Below are 25,216 nucleotides of genomic sequence, written 5' to 3'. Positions count from 1 at the left end.
ACGCCAGACGCAGATCCACCGGGCCGTGCCCCGATACAACCCTTCACTTTCGCCGACCCGCCCCATGTCCACGCTCATCTGCGGTTCCATCGCCTACGACGCGATCATGGTTTTCCATGACCGCTTCCGCAATCACATCCTCCCCGAGCAGATCCACATCCTCAACGTCTCCTTCCTGGTGCCCGAGATGCGCCGGGAGTTCGGTGGCTGCGCCGGCAACATCGCCTACAACCTGAAGCTGCTGGGCGGTGACCCGCTGATCATGGCGACCGTCGGCGACGACGCCGGCCCCTACCTCGAGCGCCTCGACCGTCTTGGCCTGCCCCGCACCCACGTCACCCAGATCCCCGGCACCTTCACCGCCCAGTGCTTCATCACCACCGATCTGGACGACAACCAGATCGCCGCCTTCCACCCGGGCGCCATGGTGCACTCCCACCGCAACGAAGTGCCCCACAGCCGCGGCGTCAGCCTGGGCATCGTGGCACCGGACGGGCGCGAGGGCATGCTCGAGCACGCCCGCCAGTTCGCCGAGGCCGGCATCCCCTTCATCTTCGATCCGGGCCAGGGCCTGCCCATGTTCAATGGCGAAGAGTTGCTGCACTGCCTGCAACTGGCAGACTACTGCGCGGTCAACGACTACGAGGCACGCCTGCTGTGCGAGCGCACAGGCCGCAGCATCGAATCCCTGGCCGGCGAGGTCGGCGCCCTGATCGTGACCAAGGGCGGCGAAGGCTCGGAAATCCACGCCAATGGGCGTAAATTCGACATTCCCTGCGCCCAGCCCACTGCCCTGGAAGACCCCACCGGCTGCGGCGATGCCTACCGGGCCGGTCTGCTCTATGGCATCGAACACGGCATGGACTGGGAACAGACCGGGCGCCTCGCCTCGGTGATGGGTGCCATCAAGATTGCCAGCCGGGGCGGACAGAACCACGCCCCCTCCCGCGACGAGATCGGGGATGCCTACCGGGCAGCTTTCGGAACACGACTTTGGTGAAAGGAAACATGATGCGACTTCTCAATATCAGCCTCGCCCTCCTTGCCGCAGTAACCATCACCGGCTGCGCCTCCGGCCTCGGCGGGGGTGACTACGAGCGCACCGAAGCCCGCCGCGTGATGAGCGTGCGCATGGGAGTGATCGAAGGCGTGCGCCCGGTCAAGCTCGAAGGCACCAACTCCCCCATCGGCACGGTTGCCGGTGCTGCCGTCGGCGGCATCGCCGGCAGCACCGTGGGCGGCGGCAAGGGCGCCAACATTGCAGCGGTGGTGGGTGCCGTCGTCGGTGGTCTGGCGGGTGCCGCTGCAGAAGAAGGCATGACTCGCAAGCAGGGCGTTGAAGTCACCCTCAAGATGGACAACGGCGAGATGCTGGCCATCGTGCAGGAAGACGGCGGCGAGAACTTTGTACCCGGCGAGCGCGTGCGCCTGCTCCAGGACGGCCGCAACACCCGCGTCACCCGCTGAGGCTGCCGGCGGGCGGCGTCATGAGCCCGTCATCACCCCTTCACGGTAACGCAATGCAGCATTTCCACAATGGCGGAAACCCCCTGAGGATTCCGCCATGCTGCAAAAGGAACAACGAAGCACCCAACGCCCGGGCCGCAACCTGCATGTCGGTCTGGCCACCTGCCCGACCGAGATCCTGGAAGCCCAGAAGCTGCGCTACCGGGTTTTTGGCGAGGAGATGGGCGCCCGCCTGCCCACCCGCGTCCCGGGCGTCGACCGGGATCTCTACGACGCCTTCTGCGATCACCTGATCGTCCGCGACGAGGACGCCGGGCGCATCGTCGGCACCTACCGCATCCTGTCCCCGGCGTCGGCCCGGGAGGTCGGCAGCTACTACTCCGAAAACGAGTTCGACCTGACCCGCCTGCGCCACCTGCGTGGCCGCATGGTCGAGATCGGCCGTTCGTGCATCGACGCCGACTACCGCTCCGGTGCCGTCATCACCCTGCTATGGGCAGGGCTGGCCCGCTACATGCTGGAAAACAGCTACGACTACCTGATCGGCTGCGCCTCGATCAGCATGGCCGACGGCGGGCACGCTGCGGCCAGTCTGTATAATCGTTTGAAGGAAGAGCACCTGTGCCCGCTCGAGTACCGCATGTTCCCGCGCACCCCGCTGCCGCTGCAGGCCCTGCGCCAGGATCTCGATGCCGACACCCCGCCCCTGATCAAGGGCTACCTGCGAGCGGGCGCCTGGATCTGCGGCGAACCGGCCTGGGACCCCGACTTCAACACGGCCGACCTGCCCATCCTGCTGCCGGTATCCCGGCTCGATGCCCGTTACGCCAAACACTTCATGGGACGCAAGGACTGAAACCCGCCCACCGCCTCCAGCGCCTCACCCGCTACGCCTCTCTGGCCGCTCACCTGCTGGCGGCGGTGATGCTCACCGCCCTGCTCGTTCCCTTTGTTCAGCCCTCACGGCAACTCGAACTCCGCCAGCGCTGGTCGGCCCGCCTGCTGAAGATCCTCGGCATCCGTCTGAACACGGACGCTCCCTTTGTCGGCCCCGGCAGCCTGATCGTGGCCAACCACGTGTCGTGGCTGGACATCTTCGTGCTCAACGCCGCCTTCCCGACGGCCTTCGTGTCCAAGGCCGAGGTGCGTGAATGGCCGCTGGCCGGCTGGCTGGCTGCAAGGCACGACACCGTCTTCCTGCGCCGTGGCAGCCGCGGCCACGCCCGTGTGGTCAACGGAGAGATCACCAGCCTCCTCAAGCAAGGGCGTCACGTCACGGTCTTTCCCGAAGGCACCACCACCGACGGCAGCCATGTGCTGGGTTTTCACGGAGCCTTGCTGCAGGCAGCCATCGACGCCGCAGCACCGCTGCAGCCCATCGCCATCGCCTATCGCCAGCCCGACGGACAATACACCCGGGCGCCGGCCTACGACGGAGATCTGAGCCTGCTCGACAGCCTGAGGGCGATCGTGGCGGAGCCGGCAATCGTCGCCCGACTGACCGTCGGCGAACCCCTGTCAGTGATCGAAATACCCGACCGCAAGACCCTCGCCCGCCAGGCACGGGAGTGCATCGTCGCCGGCATCACCGACTGACAGGGCTCAGGAGGGCTTGAGCTTGCCGTGGGTCAGCCCGGGGCAGGGCACCTGGAACACCGCCCGGTCCTCCAGGCGCACGGCGGTGAGCTCACGCCCCCACAGGCAACCGGAATCCAGGGCCAGCAGACCGGGCTCGATCTTCAGCCCCAGGGCGGACCAGTGTCCGACCACCAGGGTGGTGTCGGCGCTCTTTCTGCCCGGCACCTCGAACCAGGGCAGGTAGCCCTTCGGCGCCCGGGCCACCTCGCCCTTGACCTTGAAGTCCATCACCCCCTCAGGGGTGCAGAAACGCATGCGCGTCATGGCGTTGACGATCACCCGCATGCGCTCGTAATCCCGTAGCTCGTCACGCCAGGCGGCCGGCTCGCTCCCCCACAGGTTGTGGAGCAGATCGGCATGGTAGGGGCCAGCCAGCGCACCCTCCACCTCCCGGGCCAGGGCCCGGGCCTGGGGAACGGTCCACCCCGGCAGCAGGCCGGCATGGACCATGGCGAAACCGTTTTCGACATGCATCAGCGGCCGGGTGCGCAGCCAGCCGAGGAGCGCCTCCCGATCCGGCGCATCGAGCACCGCCTGGATGGTGTCGTCCTTGCCCCGGCTGCGCACGCTGCCGTAGGCCACCATCAACAGGTAGAGATCGTGGTTGCCGAGAACGGTGATCGCTGCCGGCCCCAGGTCACGGACGTAGCGCAGGGTGTGCAGGGAGTCCGGCCCACGATTGACCAGGTCGCCCACCAGCCACAGGCGATCCCGGGCCGGATCGAAGGCCACCCGCTTGAGCAAGGCAGTGAGGGACGCGAAACACCCCTGAATATCGCCGATGGCGTAGGTCGCCATGTCAGTGCCGCCCCGGGGCTCGCAAGGATTCACGCGCCGGGCGGCAAACGATGTGGGCTTGGAGGTGGATCATGTCAGGCTCGATGTGCGTTCTTTTCCACCACCAGCAGGGATGGGGCGGAGGGGTGGGAGGGCGCGTATTCCGGCACCCAGCGACGCAGCTCGCCACGCACCTCGGAGGCACCGACAGCCCGGCGCTGGCGCAACCACAGCAGCAGGGCATCCAGCCAGCCGTCCTCGACGGGCTGGGCACGGGCGATACGCAACTTGGGATGATGGGTGGCGCGGGTGTGCTCGCTGTCCGCCAGCACTTCCTCGTAGAGTTTCTCTCCCGGGCGCAGGCCGGTGAATACGACACGCACCTCTTCTTCCGAACGGCCGGAGAGGCGGATCATGTCCCGGGCCAGCTCGGCAATGCGCACCGGCTCGCCCATGTCCATCACGAAGATCTCGCCGCCCTGCCCCATGGAGCCCGCCTGCAGCACCAGCTGGGCGGCCTCGGGGATGGACATGAAGAAACGGGTGATCTCCGGATGGGTCACCGTGACCGGCCCGCCGACGGCGATCTGCTCCTGGAACTTGGGGATCACGCTGCCGGCGCTGCCCAGCACATTTCCGAAGCGGACGATCTCGAACTGGGTCTTGCCGCGGCTCGCCAGGGCCTGGCAGACCCGCTCGGCCAGACGCTTGGTGGCCCCCATCACGTTGGTGGGGTTGACCGCCTTGTCGGTGGACACCAGCACGAAGCGCGGCACGCTCGCGGACACCGCGCTGCGCGCCACCTGCCAGGTGCCCAGCACGTTGTTGCGCACGGCCTGCCAGGCATTGTCGTCCTCCATCAGGGGCACGTGCTTGTAGGCCGCCGCATGGAAGATCACGTGGGGGCGGTAGCGGGCGATGACTTCATCGACGCGGATCGCGTCCTTCACATCACCGGCCAGGGCCACCAGCTGGACGTTCTGAAAATGCAGGGCGAACTCTTCGGTCAGGCGGTACAGACCGAACTCGCTGACATCGAAGCAAACCAGCACCGACGGCTCGAAGCGGGCGATCTGGCGACACAGCTCGGAGCCGATGGAGCCCCCGGCGCCGGTCACCATGACCGCCTTGCCGCGCAGGTACTCACGTACCTCGACATCATCGATGCGCACCGGGTCACGCCCCAGCAAGTCTTCCACGTCCACCCGGCGGACTTCGCTGAACTTCACCCGCCCGGTCATCACGTCATCCAGGGCCGGCACGATCATGGCCTTCACGCCGGCACGCACGCAGGCGCTGGCCACAGATCGGCGCACCTGATGACGCTCGCCCGGCATGGCGATGATGGCGTGGCGGACCTTGAGCTCCTGGGCCAGACGCTCGAGGTCGGCAATCCGGCCGATCACCTTGCAGCCATACACCTCGCGCCCCTGACGGGCGCTGCTGTCATCAAGCAGCCCCACTACCCGCCACTCGGCGGAGCGGGACAGCTCGCGCACCAGGCTGACGGCCGCCTCTCCGCCCCCCAGCACGATCACCGGCTGCCCCAGGGCACGCAGGGCGCCATACAGGTGGAACTCCTTCCAGGTGCGGTAGAGGGCCCGGGTGCCGCCGGCGTAGATGGCCAGCAGCACGGGTTGCAGCAGCAGCACCAGGCGCGGTACGCCCGGGTTGTAGCGCACCGCCACCACCACTACCAGGGGCGTCACCACCGCGGCCACCGCCACCGCCCGGGTGATGCGCAGCAGATCCGGCAGGCTGGCGAAGACCCACACCCCCCGATACAAGCCGAAGGCACGCAGGATGCCGCCCTGCACAATCACGGCCACCACCAGCCCCACCAGACAGGCCGGCATGAACTCGGCCTGCACATCGAAATTGAAGCGCACCAAGTAAGCCAGCCACCACGCCAGCCCGACCCCGACCAGATCCGACAGGAACACCAGAAAGGAGTAATAGTTCTTGTTGATCAAGGCGTTGGGGCTCCGGTTTGATGACGCCGCCAGGCGCGGTCGATCCGGAAGCCGAGGACCAGGTGAAGGAATACGCACATTGTAATGATGACGCACTGCAGCGAAAACCCCAGGGGCAGGGCCAGCACTGCCGCGGCACCGGCCACGGCCATCAAGACATAGGCCAGCAGGGCCGTCCGGCGGTGCCCGGCCCCCATCTGCACCAGGCGCTGATAGTAGTGGGTACGGTGGGCCTGCCAGATCCGCTCACCACGCAAGGTGCGGCGCAGCAGGGTGACAGTGGCGTCCAGGATGAAGGGCGCAAACACCAGCAGCGGAAACCACAGGGGCCAGGCTCCCCCCTCCCGGCCAGCCAGCCCGAGGGCCCCGGCCAGGAAGCCGAGGGGCACCGACCCGACATCGCCCATGAAGATTCGCGCCGGGTGGAAGTTGAAGACCAGGAAGCCGGCCGCCGCCGCCGCCACGCCCGCGCACACCAGGGCCAGCCCCGCCTGCCCAGCCAGCGCCGCCGCCACCGCGAAAGCCGAGAAACCAACCAAGGCCATGCCCCCGGCCAGACCATCCGACCCGTCCATGAAATTGTAGAGATTGCCCATCCAGACCAGACCAAGGCCCAGGGCCAACAGCTCCAGCCACCCCGCGGCAGGGCCCAGCAGGGCCAGATAGGCCCCGGCCACCATCAACTGAGCCAGCAAGCGCAGCTTTGCCGACAGCGTGAACCGGTCATCCGCCAACCCCACCAGGGCCAGCCCGCCAGCGCCAGCCAGGGCCGCCCCCAGGGGCACGCTCCCCAGCCCGGCGAGGGCAACCAGAGCCCCGCCGGCCAGCAGCCCGGCCATCACCCCGACCCCGCCCGTACGCGGTGTCGGGGTGACATGCAGGGAACGCTCGTTGGGCTGATCCAGGAAGTACAGCCAGGCCCCCGGCCGGCAACAGGCGCGGGTCACCCCCCAGGCCACCCCGAAGGCCAGCACCGGCGCCAGCAAGGCCAGCAGCTCAGCCATGCAGCATCTCCCGCAGCCCGGCCTCCAGCCCCATGCCTGCCCGCCAGCCCAGTTCGGCCTCGATACGCGCCGGCGAATAGCAGGCCGACCCCAACAGGCGGGCCAGCGCCTCGCTGTCCAGGGGCACGCGCCGGCGGGTCAGGGCCTCCACGGCGTCGCCGCAGCGGGCCAGCCCCTGCAGCACCGCCCGGGGCACGCTCCAGCCAACCGGCGCCATGCCCAGGCTGTGCCGCAAGGCGTCGTAAAGCCCGCGGCCTGACGGTGTCACCGGATGCGCCACGATGTAGATGCGGCCCGCTGCCCGGGCGTCTGCCGCCACCAGGCGCATGGCCGCCACCAGATCGCTGACATGGACGAGAGAACGGCGGTTGCCCGTTTCCGGCAGGGGGGGGAATAGCCCGCGCCGGACCAGGCTGGCCATGCGCTCCAGGTTGCCCCTCCCCCCCGCGCCAAAGACCATCGCCGGGCGCAGCACCGTCACCCGCATGCCGTAACGTTCGCCCGCCGCCAGCACGGCCGCCTCGGCGGCCCGCTTGGCACGACCATAGGCCGAATCGGGCTGCACCAGCCAATCCTCGTCGGCACAGTCCTCACCAGGCTCACCCACCGCCTTGACGCTGGAAAGAAAGACAAAGCTGGCCACCCCGGCCCGGCCTGCGGCCTCGGCCAGCGCCCGGCTGCCTTCAAAATTGACCTGCCAGTGCCGCGCCTCCTCCTCTGCCCCCAGGGCGCCGAAGGCATGCGCATGGCCGGCACAGTGAAACACCGTATCGATGCCGGAACAGGCCAGATCGAGGGCAGCCGGGTCCGACAGGTCTCCTTGCACTTCATCCGCCCCCGGCTGGCCGCGGGTGAGCACCCGGGAAGAGACCCCATCGGCGCGCAGGGCCATGACCAGCCGCCGGCCGATGAAGCCCCGCCCGCCGGCAACGAGAACCCGATGGTCGCTCAGAAGGCCTCCCGGCGGCGCAGATAGCTGGCGAAGCGTGGCACCCCATCCTGGCTCAGGGCCCGGTACTGGTAGGTAACGAGGGTGCCCAGCGGCGGCGGATTGCGCCGCTCCGCATCGCTCAGGCCGGTGCCCAGCTCAAAGCGCAGGCCGGCGGGCGTCTCCACCTGCAGCGCCCCCAGCATGCCGCTCAGGCGCCCCTTGCCGGGCAGATGCCCGACCACCCGGGCCTCGGCATCGAACAGAGGCTTGAGCTTGAGCAGCGCATCACTGCGGCCGGTCAGATAGGGCGCGTCGTCCCGGTGCAGCATGAGGCCTTCGCCACCGCCCGCCACCACCTCGTCGAGCCGTGCCTGCAGGGCCTGACGGTCGGCCACGCGAAACTGCTCCACCAGCTGCAGCCAGGGCACGCCCGCCCGGGCGACGATGTCGCGCAGGCGTTCGATACGCTCGGTAAAGGAGCCCGCCCCGTCGGGCTGCTCGAACACCATGAACTTGACCTGCCGCCAGTCGGCATCGCGGGGCACCTGGCGACGCACGATGCCCGACAGCGCCTCGAAACGCCCGCGGGCAATCCACAGTTCCCCGTCCAGGGGCTCCGGCGGCAGGCCGGCAATGAACCACGCCGGCGCATGCACCGGACGCCCGCTGCGGAAACGCAGGCTGCGGCCATCCCACACCGCCCGGGCACCATCGAGCTTTTCGCTGACCCAGTAACGGCCGACCTCCACCTCACCGCGCAGCACCTCGGCCAGCAGTAGGGGCGGCGCAGCCTCGGCCGCCAGCACCGGGGGCATGCCCCCGAGCAGGGCCAGCACGCAGGCTCCCCGGCACCAGCCGCGCCACCCGAACAAGATATTCATCCCCACCACCAACCCCATGCCAAAAGACTATTCGATTTCTGCCGGGCAGCCCCGCAACAGGCCCGCCGCCCCGGATTTACAGGGCTCGCCATGATGCACCATATCAACGTGAAGCACATGCACCACCCCGCGCCGGCCTTCCGGAAAGGACGGCCGTCACGGCCCTGCAATGATAAAATCCCGGCCCTGATACGGGTCCTGAAAGAGTGTAAGTCGAGCTTTCAGGGCCGCCCGCAAGCCCCCTCCGACGATTGGCCTGGAACCCGGTGAACACCCCTCCCATCGACGTCATCGTCCCCGTATATCGGGGCCTGGCAGAAACGCAACGTTGCATCGAAAGCGTGCTGCGTGCCCCCCAGCAAAGCGCCTTCGAGCTGATCGCCATCAACGATGCCGGCCCCGAAGCTGCCCTGACGGCCTGGCTACGCGAGCTGGCCGCCGAAGGCAAGCTCACCCTGCTGGAGAACGACACCAACCTGGGCTTCGTGCGCACGGTGAATCGCGGCATGGCCCTGCATCCCGAGCGGGACGTGATCCTGCTCAACAGTGACACCGAGGTCGCCAACGACTGGCTGGACCGCCTCGCCGCCTGCGCCGCGCGCAACCCCAGAGCGGGCACCCTGACCCCCTTCTCCAACAACGCCACCATCTGCTCCTACCCCTTCGAAGGCTGGACCGGCGGCGTACCCGGCAGCCTCGGCCTCGCCGGCCTGGACCGCCTGATCGCCTCCACCCTGGCGGGGCAGGTGGTGGAGATCCCCACCGGCGTGGGCTTCTGCATGTACATCCGGCGCAGCTGCCTGGATGAAGTCGGCCTCTTCGACGCCGAACGCTTCGGCCGCGGCTACGGTGAAGAGAACGACTTCTGCCGCCGCGCCGCCGCCCTGGGCTGGACCAACCTGCTGGCCGCAGACATCCTTGTGTTTCACGAGGGTGGCGTGAGCTTCTCCGCCGAGCGGGCAGCCCTCCAGGAAAACGCCATGAAGCGCCTGCTGGAGGCCCACCCCGACTACCTCGACGTCGTCCGTGACTTCATTGCCCGTGACCCCGCAGCCGGGCTGCGCCGGGCCATCGACCGGGCCCGCTGCGCCCAGGGCGGTGCCGAGGAAGCCGCCGTGCGCGACGAGCGCGGCAGTGCCAGCCCACGTCATCGGGCGCCGGCCCCCCGCCCGGTGCAGCTGCATGTCAGTCACAGCTGGGGCGGGGGCACCGACCGCTGGATCACCGACTACTGCAGTAGCGACACCCACCGCCGCAACCTCCTGCTGCGCTCCCGCAGTCATCGCAATGCGGCAGGCTTTCGCCTGGAGCTTGTCGAGCCGGCCGTCGGGGGACTCCCCCTCCAGGCCTGGGATCTGGACCTGCCCATCCGCGCCAGCAGCCCCTCCCACCCCGAATACGCAGCGATCATGGAGGCGGTGCTGCAGGACTTCGAGGTCGGCAGCCTGGTCGTCTCGTCCCTCATCGGTCACAGCCTGGAAGCCCTGCGCAGCGGGCGACCCACCGTCGTCGTGCTCCACGACCTCTTCCCGTTCTGCCCGGCCCTCTTCGCCTGCTACGACGGCGCGTGCACCGAATGCCCCGGCACACGCCTTGGCGACTGCCAGCGCCACAATCCACTCAACGTCTTCTGGCACAACACCGTGGAGGCCGACTGGCACGCCCTGCGCACGGCCTACGCCGACGCCATCCGCCAGCCATCCGTTCAGGTCGTCGCTCCCACCCGGAGCATCCATCAGCGCTGGGCCACGCTGCAACCCGACCTGGCCAGCCTGCCCTGGACCTGCATCGGCCATGGCATCCCGCTGCCCGAGCCTCTGCCGGCACCTCCCCGGGGCCCGCGCCGTCCACGCCTCGTCATCCCCGGCCGCCTCGCCCCCCACAAGGGCCTCGACCTGATCCGTGCCTGCCTGACCGAGCTGAGCCAGGACGCAGACATCCTGCTGCTGGGCAGCGGTGACTTTGGCCGCCCCTTCCGTGACATGGCCGGCATTCAGGTCATCGAACACTACGACCACGCCGACCTGCCCCGCCTGCTGGGCGACTTTGCCCCCGACCTCGCCCTCCTCGTCTCCACCCTGCCCGAGTCCTTCAGCTACACCCTGAGCGAAATGAGCGCCCTCGGCATCCCGGTGGCCGCCACCGCCATCGGCGCCTTCGCCGAACGCATCGAGGACGGCGTCAATGGCCTGCTCTTCACCCCGGACGCCCCCTCCCTGATCCGCTGCGTGCGCAGCGCCCTGGCCAGCGACAACCTCCTTGCCAGCCTGCGCCAGCATCTCGCCACCCATCCCGGGCGCAACCTGGCCGACATGGTGGCCGACTACAACGCCCTCCTCCCGGCTCCCGCCTCCGGCTCGGCCGAGCAGCGCGCCGCCCGGCGCCTTGACGCCCTGCATCAGATCGCCCGGGAGCGCCAACAGCACGCCCAGGACAACGCGGCGCTCAACGAAGCCCTGCGCCAACACCAGACTGCCCTCAGCGACCGGGACACCCGCATCGCCCAGCTCGACAACCAGGTGCAGCACCTGGACAGCCGGCTGCGCGACATGCATGCATCCCACTCCTGGCGCCTCTCCGCCCCCCTGAGGGTGCTGGGCCGCACCGCGCGCCGCCTGGGGGGCAACGACCTGCCCACCACACCGCCCCCCGCCGCCAGCGTGCCAGCCAGCCCGCCGCCCCGCCGCCCCCTGCCCCTGCTCGACGCCGGCGCCCGACGAGAGGTGCGCGAGCGGGTCCGGCACTGGTTCGGCATCCCCGACCGGGGGCGCATCCTCCTCAGCATCGGCGCCCCCACCGATCCGGAAGCCGCCCGCCACTACCTGTCCTTGGTCAGGCCCCTCACCGCTTCTCGCAACGATCTCAGCGCCGTACTCATCGGCGTCACCCCCGAAGCCACCTGCTGGCAGGGCTGCCGTGACGAGCTGGCCGCCCTCATCGCCACCCGCCAGCTCTTCCTGGCCGAATCAACCCACGACAGGGATGCCTTTCTGCTTGCTGCCGATGCCTTCCTCGCCGTCGACACCGGCAGCCTCCACAGCCATGGCCCGGACGCCGAAGAGGCCGGCCTGCTCACCCTCACGCCGCCCCTCACCCCCGACGATGCCGTCCGGGCCCTCGGGGCCTGGCTCGACGGTCTCCCCGAGGACTAAGCCATGCCCACCCCCAAGATCAGCGTGGTCGTGCCGGCCTTCAACCACGAGGCCTACATCGCCGAAGCCCTGACCAGCGTCCTGGGTCAGACCCTCGCCGACCTGGAGCTGATCGTCATCGACGACGCCTCCCGGGACGGCACCTGGGACATCATCCAGGGCATCCGCGACCCACGCCTGCGGGCCCTCCGCCACAGCACCAACCAGGGCGCCCACGCCACCCTCAACGAAGGCCTGGCCCTGGCCCGCGGCGACTACCTGGCCATCCTCAACTCCGACGACGCCTTCCATCCCGAACGCCTGGCCCGCATGGTGGCCGCCCTGGGCACCGACCTGGGCCTGGCCTTCAGCGGCGTCGACTTCATCGACAGCCATGGCCAGCCGGCCCCCGACCATGAACGGGCCCGGGACTACGCCGCCGCCAGCACCCTGTGCGCAGCCCAGCCACCCGCCAGCTGGCTGCTCACCAGCAACCTGGCCATCACCACCTCCAACTTCGTCTTTCCGCGGGCGCTGCTCCGGCAGGTGGGCGAGTTCTCCGACCTGCGCTACACCCACGACTGGGAATGGGCCCTGCGCGCCAGCAGCCACACACCGCCCCTGTGGCTGCCCGAGCCCCTCGTCCGCTACCGGGTCCATCCCAGCAACACCCTGGCCGAGGACGACGTCTGGCGGCACATCCACGAAAACGCCTACATCCAGACTCTGGCCCTGGGCGGCACCCTGGACGGTCTCGACGCCGAAGGCACCTGCACCGCCCTGCTCCACAACCCCAGCCTCCCCCCCCTGGCCACCCTGTGCTTCGGCATCGCCGCCCGCCGCCTGCCCGACCCGGCCGCCCTGCGTGCGCTCACCCGCCCCGGCCCCGACGGCTGGTTCCTTCCCCGCCTGGCCCGGGCCACCGGCCTGGACGAAAGGATCTTCCGCTCGGCCCGCCAGCTCTCCGATCAACAAGCGGCTCTCGACGCCCAGGTGCGTCTGATCGACGAACGCTGGGCCACCATCGAGGAGATGAGCACCACCATCGCCGAACGCGACACGGCGCTGAATGCTCAGGCCGAACTCATCGAAGCGCGTGCCGCGGCCATGGCCCACATGAGCACCGAGATCGCCCACCGGGACGACGCCATCGCCGCCCAGGGGCGCCTGCTCGAAGAACGCTTCACCGCCATGGAAGAGATGGGGCGGGAGATCCACGCACGGAACGAACAGATCGGGCTGCTCAACGCCCAACGCGACGCAGCCCAGCAACAGTTCGATGCCACCCGCTCAGAACTCCAGGCGCTGTACCAGACCTGGTGGATCCGGATCGGCCTCGCCATCCGCCGACGCCTGCCCGGCAGCCGCTGAGGCACGCCCCAACCCTGTGAGAACGCTCATGCACACACTCATTCGCCTTGCCCTGGCCGCCAGCCTGGCCCTGACGGGCTCCGCCGCCTTCGGTGACACCACCGACGTCAAGACCATCCGCGGCAACCACCCCCACGCCAAGGGCATGCTCGACCAGTATTTCGGCCTCGGCACCGCCCTCCGCGGGCACATCTACTTCGCGGACGTGATCACCCCCGAGAGCCGCTTCACCACCTTCGACGGCAAGCCCATCCCCCTCCACGGCAAGGAAAACGAGACCGCCGACAACTACGCCGACGCCCACAACCACTATCAGAACCTGCTGGTCTCCACCGTCAATCGGGTGCCCAACGTCAACGCCGTCTCCATCTGGGGCGACTCCCACGCCCTGGCTGACGGTGCCAAGGCCTGGGGCGGCTTCCTGAGCGCGCGCTCCAGCTGCAGCACCTACGCCAAGGGCGGCCCCCTCAATCAGTACGCTCCCGAGCTGCAGGGGTGTGGCCCCGAACGCGACAACCAGCTCATCGGACTCGAGATCGATGTGCTCAACGAGAGCAAGCCCGGGGTGTATCCCAACATGTCCAAGACCGGCCTGCAGGTGGTCGGCTTCGGGCATCCCAACTCCATGGCCATGGAGGTGCGCAGCGAAGACTCCGACCGCAAGTACACCGGCGCGCCCGCCGGCGCCTTCGAGAGCATCGTCTACGTCAAGAACGCCATCCAGCCCGAATACGGCCGGCTCATCGTGGCCGATTTCGACAAGGCCAGTATCGGTCTCGACTTCCGCCGCGCCCTGTTTACCGAGGGCCTGCTGCGCGGCCGCTCGACGGGGGTGGGTACCGGCCTGATCCTCAACGACGGCAACAGCGGCGAGATGTACGGCGGCCGACGCTGGGGCGAGGACTTCCAGGACGAACGCGGCTGGCTGACCCTGCGCGCCGGCACCGGCGGCCTGCGTGTGGTGAGCCACGACAACCGCAAGGAGATCCTGGCCGTGGACAACGACGGTGGGATCTATCTGAACGGCGACCTCTTCGTTAACCAGGCCGCGGGCGAGCTGGACGGGACCAGCCGCAGCCTGCTCGTGCTCGTCGCCCTTGCCACTCTCCTCAATCTAGGGCTCGTGCTCTACAACCGCCGACTGGTCAAACGCATCGCCACCGGGCGCTGAGCTGCACACATCCGGAAACACCAAATCCGCCCCAATCCGGGGCCAACAGGGCTGCGGGCCGCCATCATCGGCAGCCCCCGTGCGATAATCCGGCCCCACGCGCACCGGGCCGGTGCGCCATGCGCCTGCCGGCCCGGTCGTTTCAAACCATAACGACACACCGCACACCCTCATGGCCACCATCGCCTGGCTGATCCCGAGACTCATCGAAGGCTCGGGCGGGCATCGCACCATGCTCGAGCATGCCCTCGCCCTCGAGCGGCACGGACACCACTGCCACCTTTACCTCGAAGGCACCCACGCCGACCCCGACAAGGGCCGGCAGCTCATCGAGCAGATCTTCGGCTACACCTTCGAGCACGTCAGCTTCGGCTGGGACGCCATCAAGCCGGCCGATGCCGCCGTGGCCACCATCTGGTATTCCGCAGCCATCGTCCGCGACCTGCCCTTCGCCTGCCGCAAGCTGTATTTCGTCCAGGACTACGAAGCCTGCTTCAACCCCATGGGCGACGCCTTCCTGATGGCGGAGAACTCCTACCGCTACGGCCTCACCCCGGTGACCATCGGGCGCTGGCTGCGCCACGAGCTGGGCGCACGCTTCGGCGTGCCGGCCTATCACTTCGACTTCGGCGCCAACCTGGACATCTACCGCCCCCTGCCCGATGTGCAGAAAGAGCTGGCGGTGTGCTTCATCCACCAGCCCGACAAACCCCGCCGCTGCAGCCGGCTGGGCCTGGAAGCCCTGGGCATCGTCAAGCACCGCATGCCCCAGGTGAAGATCTACCTGTACGGCTCCCCCGCCCGGGACAAGGGCCACATCTGGTTCGAACACGAACACCTGGGCCTGCTCAACCTGCAGGACTGCAACGCCCTCTACAACCGCAGCGCGGTAGGCCTGTGCCTGAGCAGCTCCAACCCGTCGCGAGTGCCCTTCGAGATGATGGCCGCCGGCCTTCCGGTGGTGGAAATGTGGCGGGAGAACACCCTCTACGACTTCCCCCCCGAAGCCGTCACCCTGGCCAACCAGACCCCCGAGTGCATCGCCGAGAGCATCCTGCGCCTGCTCGACCAGCCCGCCACCCGCGCGGCCATGAGCCAGGCCGGCACCCGCTTCATGGCCGACCGCCCCCTGCGTGTCGAGACCGACCAGTTCCGGGATGCCGTGGAGCGCGTGCTCAAGGGCGACCTGCCCGGCCTGAGCGGTGTCGAACGCCTGTACACCGCCCCGGCCGAGACCTCCCGCCATTACGTGGGCACCCTGCCGGACAGCATCCAGAAGCGCCTGTCCTCGCCGCCCAACGCCTACGTCAACTCCCTGCCGCCGCGCCTTCGCCGGGTGGTCGGCTGGGGCGCCCGGGTGGCACGCCGGCTGCTCGAGAACCGCTGAGACCTGCGCCGCATGTACAAGCTCAAGACGCTCGATGTCTGGGACACGCTGCTCCGGCGCAAATGTCACCCGGATTTCATCAAGCTCACCGCCGCACGTCACCTGCAGCTGCGCTTCAACGCGCACCTGACCCAAGGCTTCGCCGATCACTGGGCGATCTTCCGCGAGCGCTGCCAGATCGAAGGCGAGCTCGCCCGCGCCGCCGCCAAGGCGGGCACCGATGACGAGTACAGCCTGCACCACGTCCTCGAGCACCTGGTGCAGCGGGTCGTCAGCGCCCCCGGCATCGACGCCGCCCGAGTCGCCGATGAGCTCGCCGCCGCCGAACTGGCCATCGAAAAGGCCAACACCTTCCCCGACCCCCAGTGCCGGGAGGTGATCGGTCAGTACCCGGCCGAACGCACCCTGTTCCTGTCCGATTTCTACATGCCCGCCGGCATGCTCAACGAGCTCCTGCAGCACCACGGGCTCGACGACATCGCCGCCGACGGCATCAGCTCCTGCGACATCCGCCTCAACAAGCGCTCCGGCCAGCTCTTCCGACACGTCCATGAGGCCTTTGCGCTGGCCCCCGAGCATCACGTCCACATCGGCGACAACGCCCACTCGGACGTCAGCATTCCCGGCGCGATCGGCATCCGGTCGGTGCACTACCTGCCCGAGCAGGCCCACGCCGAACGGGAGCTGCGGGAGAGCCTGTTTGCCGACCGGGCCAGCCTCTTCGGCCACCTGGAGCGCATCGTCAGCGAAAACCGCGATGCCGCCCTGGAAGGCCGCGAGGGCGACGCCCGGGCGGCCTTCCAGCTGGGCACCCAGGCCGCCCCCCTATGGGTGGGCTTCTGCCTGTCGGTGGCAGAGCAAGCCGTCATCCACCAGTTCGACCGGCTGTTCTTCTTCACCCGGGAAGGCGAGTTCTTCATCCAGGTGTTCAACCGCCTCTTCCCCCACGACAGCATCGCCGGCTTGCCCCTGCCGCCCCGGGACACCCTGGAGGTCAGCCGCCTGGCCACCTTCTGCGCCTCCCTGCGCGAGGTGAGCACCGCCGAGCTGATGCGCATGTGGAACCTCTACAGCACCCAGTCCATGTTCGCCCTGGCCCGCTCCCTGGGTCTCGAACCGGCCGCGCTGGAAGGGCTGTGCAGCCGCCATGGCCTGCCCGTCGGCGAAGAGGTGGTCTACCCCTGGCAGGACGCCCGCATCCAGGCCCTGTTTGCCGACCCGGACTTCCAGCGCCTGGTGGGCGACAAATCCATGGCCGACGCGGAGAGCCTGCTCGCCTACATCGAGCAGAAGGGCCTCGCCCCCAGCGACACCCGCATCGGCATCGTGGACATCGGCTGGCGCGGCACCATCCAGGACAACCTGGCCCACGTCCTGCCCGAAAAGACCTTCTTCGGTCACTACCTGGGCCTCGCCCGGGTGCTCAACGAGCAGCCCGCCAACGCCCGCAAGTACGCCTTCGGCCCCGACCTCAACCTCACCCCCGAAGCCAGCAACCTGCTGGACGCCGTGGCCCCGCTGGAAATGCTCAGCAACTCCCCCCACGGCAGCGTGGAAGGCTACCGCCCGCTGCCCTCCGGCCGCATCGAAGCCCGGCGCCTGGTGGATGAGGAAGAAAACAGCGTCTTCCACCACTACGTGTCCCACTTCCAGGCCGGCGTGCTCCACGCCGCCCAGGCCTGGTCCGAGTACCTGGACAACCACGCCGTCTCGAGCGCCGAACTGCGCCCCCAGGCCCTGGCCATCTGGAACGCCCTGGTCACCCGCACCCCCGAGGAGATGCTCGCTGCCTACAGCGCCCTCAGCCACAACGAAGTCTTCGGTGTCGGCCAGTTTGTAGACCAGAGCGCCGTACCCTCCATGGGCGTGGTCCTGCGTTCCCCCTTCGTCCGCCGCGACCGCCACAGCCTGATCCAGTACATCCGCCAGTCCCAGTGGGCCGCCAGCCTCAAGAAGCGCACCGATCTGAACCCGGTGCACCGGGCCCTGCTGCACACCGCGGTATCGGCAGGGAAGGTTTACAAGTATGTGCGGGTGAGGTGGCAGCATCGGCAGGCGAAGCGATGATCCCTGTCCCGGTCGATCACCACTCTCCGACCCACGCATGAGCTGCACCCCCCTTCACAGCACACCGGAGCAGATTCCCTCACTGACCGGTGCCCGGGGTCTGGCTGCTGTGTGGGTACTACTGTTCCATCTCTGGCAGACACAGGGCCAGCCGCATGTCGGCTTCGGAATGCTGGATCTGACCCCTTTTCTTGCCTGCGGCTATTTCGGGGTCGATCTGTTTTTTGTGTTGTCCGGCTACCTTCTAGCCCCTCCCTTCATCCGGGCAAGGATGGGCCTTGCCCCCGCCCCTCATCTGGGACTCTTCTGGGAACATCGCTGCAGACGGGTTCTTCCCGCCTACGTCGTGCAACTGGCCGTGCTGCTCGCCATCGCCGGCTACCAGGGCAAGGAGATTCCGCCACAGGACATCGCTTCACATCTGACGCTGACCTTCAATCTTTTCAACAACACGTCGTCCCTCAATCCTGTCTATTGGTCCATGCCGGTCGAGTGGAACTTCTACATCCTGCTCCCTCTGCTGGCCCTCGGGTTCTCCCGCCATCGCGGACTGCCATGGATTGTTCCCGCGGCGATCATGTTTTCGGTCGGATTCAGGATTCTGTGCGTGATGGCGCTCAACACCTGGGGAGTTGACGGGCTGCCCTATTACAGGTGGATCATCCAGCTGCCAGCCCGACTGGATCAGTTCAGTTTCGGCATGGGTGCCGCGTGGCTAGTGCTGTCAGGACGCGGGCAAGCCCTATCACGGCTGGCCACTCCGATCGGCCTTCTGATCCTCATCCCACTCATGATTCGGGTCGCCCCGCTGGGTGACGTCTTTGCCGAAGTTCGTCAGCCATGGCTCTACTACCACTGCACCCTGGTCGGTTTGGCCATGGCCTGCCTGATCCTGGCACTCAGCGTACACCCGACTGGGCTTTCCGCACGTCTCCTGGCATCCCCCCCGGCGGTCTTTCTAGGCACCATCAGCTACAGCCTGTATCTTTGGCACTTTCCAATCCTGGACTGGCTGCAGCGGCTGCCTTTCCTGCCGGTGTCCAGCCGCCGTTTCTTCCTGGCCGCCTTGATCACCTGCATCGTGGGCGCCTGTATTTCTTACTGTCTGGTGGAAGCCAGATTCCTGAAACGCCGCAGGGGGCCCGAAGATCATTGTGAGCGCCCTGCAAATCCTTAAATCCCAGATCAGGGACGTTGTCGAGCACGCACTGATTCCTGCAGCCGCCTGCCTGCTGCCGTGGCCAGCGTACTATCGGCTCCTTTACCGGATCGCGGGCTCCAGGCGACTCCTCCATGAGGCCTGCCAGTCGGCGAGTGCCGGCTACTTTGCGGTTTTTGGAACCTATCCGGACGACGAATGGCTCAGGCGCTTCCGGCTGACCCTGCTCATCGATCGCGCCGACGCCTTTTTGACTCTCACCCGCAGCACGACATGGCTGGACCGCCATGTGGCCGTCTCGGGTCAATGGCCTGACACACCCTTCATCGGCATCACATTTCACTTCGGGGGTGGGATGTGGTCCATCCCTCACCTTGCCCGTACCGGGCAGCGGGCTTCATTTCTGTCACTGCGCTTTTCCCGGGCCGACTTTGGCAAACATCCATTGCGATACCTGCTTGCGCGATTCCGGATGTGGACGGTCGAACGGGCAGGCAACGCCCCCATCATCTACACGGGCGGAAGCATCGCGAGCATTCAACGAGCCACAGACAGGGGAGAAACGGTGATCGGCTTGATCGACGTCCCCCCCCATCAAGCGGAAAAAGGTCGTCAGCCGGTCCGACTCCTGAATCGCGACGCCACACTCCCCACGGGACTTCTTGGTATCGCGGCGGGTCGGCATCTGCCTGTGGCAGGTTTTGTGATGGACGTAGACTGGAACAGTGGGAAGCGTCGCCTGAAAATTCAGCCTCTCAAGGGCACCACGCCTGTCGAACAGGTCGCGGAGTTGGCGGACATGCTGGACGATGCACTTTCAGTTGCACCCGAGGCGTGGCATCTCTGGCTTTGCGCCCCCAGTCTGCTCTCCGTCCAATCCTGAGCGGATCCGCTAGTGCGAGTCTGCGCTGAGCACCACCCCAGGTAGCCCCAGCACGCTTGCAACACACGTATTGGGATACCCCTCCGGAGTCACGGCAAGCTCCATGAAATGCACTGTGCCGGGAATCCGCTGGTAGTCCACTGGAGCGACGCTGACAACGCCAGAGGCGCCCGCTGCGGCACTCAACATGTGCTCGTGACGCGCCTCCAGCATTGCATATGCATCTCGCTGCCGGTCCAGCGCCTGCCCCAGGACGGGCGTGAGCAGGCATGTCCCGAGTACGGCAACAATCAACAGGACCCGACCCGCATTGTTGGCGCTATGCGCTCCGGAAAGCACTTCACGCCACGCGGCGACACCTGCGGCAACAACGAACACCACCAGGAAATAGCCATTGCGAGGGGCGATTTGTCCAGGAACAGCCAGCATCGGAGCCACACTCAGAAGCCCACCAACAAGCAAAGCCCGCGCTGATGGCCCATCCCGCCGCGTGACGAACTGCGCGCGCCCCGGCACCCCCGGTACGCAGAGCGCGATCAAAGCAAGGACAAGGATGAGGGACAACATCCAGCCATGCCCCGACAGAAATGCGGTCTGCAGCATTGCCCCGTAGGTCAGAACCTTGTCAGCCATATCGATGCTGAAGGAGCCTGCTGTCGCTCCCGCCCGTGCATAGTTTCCTGGTGCCGCAGCAAGGATGCACGCCCCGACGCCCCATCCGAGGATGGAAGGCAACAATGGATGGGACGCATCCAGCGGCCTTGCTGGCCCGGCCCGCCGCCACAACGACAGCAGGCAGGCAATGGCCGGCATCCAGAGCAGTTCCATCAAATTTCCGGCGACGATCGCAGCACCAAAACGCAATGCCGTCGCGGCAACAGAGGGGTTTCCTGCCTGCTTCATATCCCGGGACAGGAAACACAACCAGCCGACGAAATACAGCAGTGCCACGTGATACACGACCCAGCCGGTAACCCAGAAGACGGTTTGCCCTAACAAAGCAAACGCGCAGAAAACCAGCAATTGAAGGATCACCAGCAAGGCTGGCCACCGCATCGGTGGTGCCCAAGGGCCTGTCAGACGCAGGATCAGGCCCGCCAACACCAGCACACTGGCACCCGCCAGGGCGCTGGCCCAATGCAGCAAGCCAAACGGAATAAGACCAAACAGACCATAGAGCACGAGACTGCTGCCCAGACGCCCGCTCCACTGGAACCATAAATCCGCGAGGGCACCAAACACGCCTCGACGGTCCACGCTCACGATGTTGCAGTAGTCATCCGCAACCGGCCATGTGTGGTAGCCAAGCGCCACCAGGTATCCGCCAATCCAAAGAACAGCAGCCCCCAGAACAAGCGCTACCCCGTATCGACGGAACATCCCTCCGAACCGGCAACGGGACGCAGCCCCCTGCTTCGGAAACATCATCAGAAACCGAAGATCTTTCGTATCCGGGCAAGAAGACTGGGGTTCCCCTCCGCCGGATGGCTGGAGGCAACAAAACGCTCAGCCTCGTGCCTCGACAGTGCCGCCTCGAGCTCCCCCACCCGCGCGCCCAGCTGCCGGTTTTCCGCATAGGTCCGGCTCCATTCTGCGTACACCGAGTGATGCCGGTCTGTCACAAGGCTGAGGCTGGGCTGGATCTGATCCAGCACGCTGGCGTCCCGGGCGCAACACACCAGAAAGTACAGTTCAGCCGGATAGGCACTCTCGCCATCGACGGCCAGCACCTGATTGGTCACGGCCGGGCCTTCCAGAGACCATAGCATCGACTGGAAGCAGGGACGCTGGGCAAACCAGTGCTGTTCGGGGAAGTGGCGATCGAGCAGGCTGCGCAGCTCGGGACCATCCAGTTCCTTGACGTGGAACTCGTTGCGGTAACCGGTGCGATCAGAATACTCAACCCGGTTGGGCGACGAGATGATGAACAGCCCTCCTGGTGCCAGCAGGCGCGCCACTTCGGCCATGAAGGCATCGTGCTCGGTCATGTGCTCGATGGTTTCGAAGGACACGATCACATCGAAGCTCGCATCGGGCAGGGGGATACTGGCGCAACTGGCACAGACGTAGCGCAGGTTGGGAGCGCTGCCATACCGGGCCGCCGCATGCTCGACCGCCTCGGCCGAGATATCCACCCCGGTGACGCTGGCGGCCACCCCCGCCATAAGGGCACTGCCGTAGCCCTCGCCGCTGGCAACGTCCAGCACCCGCTTGCCGGCCACGTACTGCCGGGCAAACAGGTAGCGGTGCCAGTGTTCATAGATCATTTCCCCCTCGCAGCTGGGGAGGAAACGCTCGCCGGTAAAGCTCAAAGTCATGACTCAGGGTCCGTTCAGGGAGGGGGCGACCCGCCCGCGACCGTATCGAGAAAGCCCTGATAGTCGCGGATGTAATCGTCAGCGTCGTAATAATGGGAAGCAAAGACCAGTAGCAGGGCATCGGCCGAATACTTGTACTGCACGCCCCAGGTCATGGGAGGCAGATAGAGCCCCAGGGTCGGATCATCGAGGGTGAACTCCTGACGCACCCGACCATCATCGGTCATCACCTGACAGCGGCCACGGACACAAAGCAACAGCTGTTCGCACTCCCGGTGCGCATGCTCGCCGCGTACCTCCTGGCTGGGCACGTTCATCACCATGAAATAGCGGCGCGGCACGAAAGGCAGCGAGCGCTCGAACTCGCCCACGGTCAGGTCGCCACGCATGTCCTTGATGAGGGGAAGACGGAAGAGCTGGACACCCTCCGCACGCATCGGCGCATCCATGGAGCCCTGGCCGGCCGCGCTGGCCGGGCCCTGATCCACTGTATCCACGTAGCCGACGATGCGCGCAGGGTTACCCACCACGATGGCGTTGGGTGGTACTGAACGGGTCACCACCGCGCCGGCCCCCACCATGGCATTCCGTCCGATACTGAGCCCGGGCAGCACGGTGGCGTTGGCACCGATCGACGCCCTGGCTTCGATGCGGGTCTTCAGGAAAACCTCGGGATAGCACTTGCTGCGGGGCATGCGGTCGTTGCAGAAGGTGGCATTGGGGCCGATGAAGACGTCGTCAGCCACCTCGATGCCATCCCACAACTGCACGCCACACTTGATGGTGACCCGATTTCCTATCACCACGTCGTTCTCGATGAAGACGTGATCACAGACATTGCAGTCCTTGCCCAGGCGGGCGCCGGGCAGGATATGGGCAAAAGCCCACACGCGAGACCCCTCACCGATCTGCCGACTCTCGCACAGCGCGTGGGCGTGCACAAAAACACCTTCGGGCAGGGCGTCATCCACCATGGGATTTCTCCGCATCAAAATCGTGCCGTGTCATGACCAGGGCCAGGGGCCGCTGCTTGGTATTTTCGTAGGCCCGCCAGGCGTAGGAACCGATCAGGCCCAGCCCCAGGGCGTTGAGCCCGGCAAAGAAAGTAATTGCCACCATCAGGGCGGCGTAGCCCGGCACCGGTACCTGCCCGGAAAGCTTGGCCAGGGCTACCGCCAGGCCGAGCACAAGGGCCAGCGCAAGGCCCACCGCCCCCAGCCCCAGGAGCATGCGGATAGGCAGATCCGAAAAGGCGAACAGGCTGTCGGACAAGTAGGCCAGCTTGCGCCGGAAACTCCAGGCACTGGTGCCGTGCACCCGGGCCAGCCGGCTATAGCCCAGCACCTTGCGCCGGTGCCCCAGCCAGAACAGCTGCCCCACCAACGAACTGCGAGCTTCGGGCAGGGACACCAGATGGCCGGCAAAACGCCGGGTGCAGCCAAACACATCCACCCCGCCGGGGGGGATGTCGGGGTTGATCAGGCGCCGGTATGCCGACCAGAAGAGCTGGGCTGGCAGGCGCTGCAGGAGCGGGTCGTCGCGCCCCTCGCGGCTGCCCACGACAACATCGGCCTCGTCCGCGGCCAGGCTCAGGAAGAAGCGCTCCATCAGCTCGATCGGCTCCTGCAGATCGGCCGCCATCACGGCAATGTAGTCGCCCCGGGCGTGGCGCAGGCCTTCACGGATGGCGGCAAAGGAGCCGAAATTGCGGGCCAGCAGCAAGAGCTGACTGGCAAACACCTGCGTCGGCAGGTGCTGCAGCAGGTAGCCATAAGAACCGTCCGGGCTGGCATCCACCACCATCACCAGCTCCAGCCCGCCTGGCAGGCGCGCGGCCAGGCTTCTGACTTGCTGGAGCAATTCCGGCAAGGAGCCCTGGTTGCGATAGACCGGGATGACCAGGGAAAACCGCGGCTGCCCTGTCTGCATCACCAGCTCTCCGCAAGGGCCGTGCAGATGCGCTCCACCTGCCCGGCATCCAGCCCCGGATGGCAGGGCAGGCTGAAGACTCTCCCTGCCACGGCTTCGGTCACAGGCAGGCTGCCAGCCGGCGAGAGCGGCAGCAAACCAAGCCCCCGGGCACGGGCGATGAAGCCCGGCTGCAGGTGGTCTGGCACGGGGTAGTGAATGTCGGTCTGAATGCCTCGGGCCAGCAGCGCCGCCCGGATGGCATCACGGTGCGGGTGGCCGAGCACGAAGAGATGCGCCACATCCTGTGCCTCGGGGGGGCGGCTGGGGAGCCCTCCCCCCGGAAGCAGCGCAAGGGTCGCCTCGTAGCAGGCAGCCACCTGTCGACGGGCCGCGTTGAACGCATCCAGCGCCGGCAGCAGCACCCTCAGAAAGGCGGCCTGGATCTCGTCCAGCCGGCTGTTCATGCCACCCGGCAACTGGACCTGGTACTTGGGCTGCCAGCCATACTGGCGCAGCTGACGCAGACGCGCCGCCAGGGCCGGATCGGCGCAGCACACCGCGCCGCCGTCGCCCAGAGCCCCCAAGTTCTTGGTGGGGTAAAAGCTGAAGCAGGCCAGATCAGCCCAGGCGCCGGCCTGCCGGCCCGCCCAGCTGGCACCGTGGGCCTGGGCCGCGTCCTCGATCACGGCAATGCCCGCCGCCCGGCAAGCCTCCAGCACCGCCGGCATGGACGCCATGCGGCCGTACAGATGGGTCACGATCAGGGCCCGGGTGCGCGGCGTGACAGCCCCCCCGATGGCCCCGACATTCATCAGCAGCGAGTCTGCATCAATGTCCACAAACACGGGCCGGGCGCCCACCGCCAGGATGGCCTGGGTGCTGTAGCCCCCTGCATTGGCCACCGTCAGCACCTCATCACCGGGGCCGATGTCCAGCGCCCTCAGGGCCAGTTGCAGCGCATCGCTGCCGCTGGCCACCCCGATGCAGTGGGCCGTCCCCACCCGGGCCGCCCAAGCCTGCTCGAAGGCCTCGACCTCGGGGCCCAGAATGCTCCAGCCGCTGGCAATGACGCGCGCGGCGGCAGCGTTGAGATCGGCCTGAAAGCGCCCATGCACAGCGCTCAGGCAATTCATGGGGATCACGGGAA

General features: G+C 67.2%; 21 protein-coding genes. 11 read left to right on the top strand and 10 right to left on the bottom strand.

Features of this window, described 5'->3' with window-relative positions; genetic code table 11:
• Positions 1-64 precede the first annotated feature (64 nt).
• The 4 genes from L6Q67_RS07170 to L6Q67_RS07155 all read left to right on the top strand — a co-directional run bounded on the left by L6Q67_RS07170 (position 65) and on the right by L6Q67_RS07155 (position 3,063).
• Positions 65-1,000, top strand: a complete 936-nt coding sequence (locus L6Q67_RS07170; protein ID WP_296567429.1) for a carbohydrate kinase family protein — start codon at positions 65-67, stop codon at positions 998-1,000.
• Positions 1,001-1,008: 8 nt separating this feature from the next.
• Positions 1,009-1,467, top strand: coding sequence for a glycine zipper 2TM domain-containing protein (locus L6Q67_RS07165; RefSeq protein ID WP_296567426.1), 459 nt, complete (start codon positions 1,009-1,011; stop codon positions 1,465-1,467).
• A 97-nt stretch (positions 1,468-1,564) separates the two neighbouring features.
• Entirely contained in the window at positions 1,565-2,323 is a 759-nt protein-coding gene (locus L6Q67_RS07160) for a GNAT family N-acyltransferase (RefSeq protein WP_296567422.1), read from the top strand.
• A 68-nt stretch (positions 2,324-2,391) separates the two neighbouring features.
• The gene (locus tag L6Q67_RS07155; RefSeq protein WP_296567419.1) at positions 2,392-3,063 is read left to right on the top strand and encodes a 1-acyl-sn-glycerol-3-phosphate acyltransferase; all 672 of its coding nucleotides are present in this window, start codon (positions 2,392-2,394) and stop codon (positions 3,061-3,063) included.
• A gap of 6 nt (positions 3,064-3,069) precedes the next feature.
• Here the strand turns inward: L6Q67_RS07155 and L6Q67_RS07150 are convergent, their stop codons facing one another.
• From L6Q67_RS07150 to L6Q67_RS07130, 5 genes are all read right to left on the bottom strand, one after another.
• Complete coding sequence (locus L6Q67_RS07150; protein ID WP_296567416.1) at positions 3,070-3,903, bottom strand: symmetrical bis(5'-nucleosyl)-tetraphosphatase; 834 nt, start codon at positions 3,901-3,903, stop codon at positions 3,070-3,072.
• Between the two features lie 74 nt (positions 3,904-3,977).
• Positions 3,978-5,855 (bottom strand): nucleoside-diphosphate sugar epimerase/dehydratase, encoded by a 1,878-nt coding sequence (locus tag L6Q67_RS07145; protein WP_296567413.1) that lies wholly within the window; start codon positions 5,853-5,855, stop codon positions 3,978-3,980.
• Positions 5,852-6,859, bottom strand: coding sequence for a glycosyltransferase family 4 protein (locus L6Q67_RS07140; protein WP_296567412.1), 1,008 nt, complete (start codon positions 6,857-6,859; stop codon positions 5,852-5,854). Before L6Q67_RS07140 ends, L6Q67_RS07145 begins: the two co-directional genes overlap by 4 nt.
• Complete coding sequence (locus L6Q67_RS07135; protein WP_296567748.1) at positions 6,852-7,811, bottom strand: NAD-dependent epimerase/dehydratase family protein; 960 nt, start codon at positions 7,809-7,811, stop codon at positions 6,852-6,854. The genes L6Q67_RS07140 and L6Q67_RS07135 overlap by 8 nt, the downstream gene beginning before the upstream one ends.
• Complete coding sequence (locus L6Q67_RS07130; RefSeq protein ID WP_296567409.1) at positions 7,808-8,671, bottom strand: DNA ligase; 864 nt, start codon at positions 8,669-8,671, stop codon at positions 7,808-7,810. Before L6Q67_RS07130 ends, L6Q67_RS07135 begins: the two co-directional genes overlap by 4 nt.
• Positions 8,672-8,937: 266 nt before the next feature.
• On the opposite strand from L6Q67_RS07130, the gene L6Q67_RS07125 reads away from it, so the two are divergent.
• The 7 genes from L6Q67_RS07125 (at position 8,938) to L6Q67_RS07095 (ending at position 19,840) form a co-directional block, all read left to right on the top strand.
• Entirely contained in the window at positions 8,938-11,823 is a 2,886-nt protein-coding gene (locus L6Q67_RS07125) for a glycosyltransferase (protein WP_296567406.1), read from the top strand.
• 3 nt (positions 11,824-11,826) lie between these two features.
• Positions 11,827-13,173 carry a glycosyltransferase gene (locus tag L6Q67_RS07120; RefSeq protein WP_296567403.1) on the top strand — a complete coding sequence of 449 codons (1,347 nt, stop codon included), beginning with the start codon at positions 11,827-11,829 and terminating at the stop codon, positions 13,171-13,173.
• A gap of 28 nt (positions 13,174-13,201) precedes the next feature.
• Positions 13,202-14,344 carry a hypothetical protein gene (locus L6Q67_RS07115; RefSeq protein WP_296567400.1) on the top strand — a complete coding sequence of 381 codons (1,143 nt, stop codon included), beginning with the start codon at positions 13,202-13,204 and terminating at the stop codon, positions 14,342-14,344.
• A gap of 172 nt (positions 14,345-14,516) precedes the next feature.
• Positions 14,517-15,731 carry a glycosyltransferase family 4 protein gene (locus tag L6Q67_RS07110; RefSeq protein ID WP_296567398.1) on the top strand — a complete coding sequence of 405 codons (1,215 nt, stop codon included), beginning with the start codon at positions 14,517-14,519 and terminating at the stop codon, positions 15,729-15,731.
• 12 nt (positions 15,732-15,743) lie between these two features.
• Positions 15,744-17,798, top strand: coding sequence for a hydrolase (locus L6Q67_RS07105; protein ID WP_296567396.1), 2,055 nt, complete (start codon positions 15,744-15,746; stop codon positions 17,796-17,798).
• A gap of 37 nt (positions 17,799-17,835) precedes the next feature.
• The gene (locus L6Q67_RS07100; protein ID WP_296567393.1) at positions 17,836-18,975 is read left to right on the top strand and encodes an acyltransferase; all 1,140 of its coding nucleotides are present in this window, start codon (positions 17,836-17,838) and stop codon (positions 18,973-18,975) included.
• Positions 18,953-19,840: a hypothetical protein gene (locus L6Q67_RS07095; protein WP_296567391.1), complete on the top strand. Its 888-nt coding sequence runs from the start codon at positions 18,953-18,955 to the stop codon at positions 19,838-19,840. Before L6Q67_RS07100 ends, L6Q67_RS07095 begins: the two co-directional genes overlap by 23 nt.
• Positions 19,841-19,849: 9 nt before the next feature.
• Here the strand turns inward: L6Q67_RS07095 and L6Q67_RS07090 are convergent, their stop codons facing one another.
• The 5 genes from L6Q67_RS07090 to L6Q67_RS07070 are packed head-to-tail and all read right to left on the bottom strand — an operon-like array spanning position 19,850 to position 25,202.
• Entirely contained in the window at positions 19,850-21,220 is a 1,371-nt protein-coding gene (locus L6Q67_RS07090; RefSeq protein WP_296567389.1) for a DUF6056 family protein, read from the bottom strand.
• A gap of 47 nt (positions 21,221-21,267) precedes the next feature.
• A complete protein-coding gene (locus tag L6Q67_RS07085; RefSeq protein ID WP_296567387.1) occupies positions 21,268-22,158 on the bottom strand; it encodes a class I SAM-dependent methyltransferase in 891 nt (296 codons plus the stop codon).
• Positions 22,159-22,172: 14 nt separating this feature from the next.
• Complete coding sequence (locus L6Q67_RS07080; RefSeq protein ID WP_296567384.1) at positions 22,173-23,132, bottom strand: WxcM-like domain-containing protein; 960 nt, start codon at positions 23,130-23,132, stop codon at positions 22,173-22,175.
• Entirely contained in the window at positions 23,122-24,087 is a 966-nt protein-coding gene (locus L6Q67_RS07075) for a glycosyltransferase family 2 protein (RefSeq protein ID WP_296567382.1), read from the bottom strand. The genes L6Q67_RS07080 and L6Q67_RS07075 overlap by 11 nt, the downstream gene beginning before the upstream one ends.
• The gene (locus L6Q67_RS07070) at positions 24,087-25,202 is read right to left on the bottom strand and encodes a DegT/DnrJ/EryC1/StrS aminotransferase family protein (RefSeq protein ID WP_296567377.1); all 1,116 of its coding nucleotides are present in this window, start codon (positions 25,200-25,202) and stop codon (positions 24,087-24,089) included. Before L6Q67_RS07070 ends, L6Q67_RS07075 begins: the two co-directional genes overlap by 1 nt.
• Positions 25,203-25,216: the final 14 nt, after the last annotated feature.

Source organism: Zoogloea sp. (assembly GCF_023150065.1).
Taxonomy (GTDB): domain Bacteria; phylum Pseudomonadota; class Gammaproteobacteria; order Burkholderiales; family Rhodocyclaceae; genus Zoogloea.
This window is presented reverse-complemented; position numbering and strand designations above follow the sequence as displayed.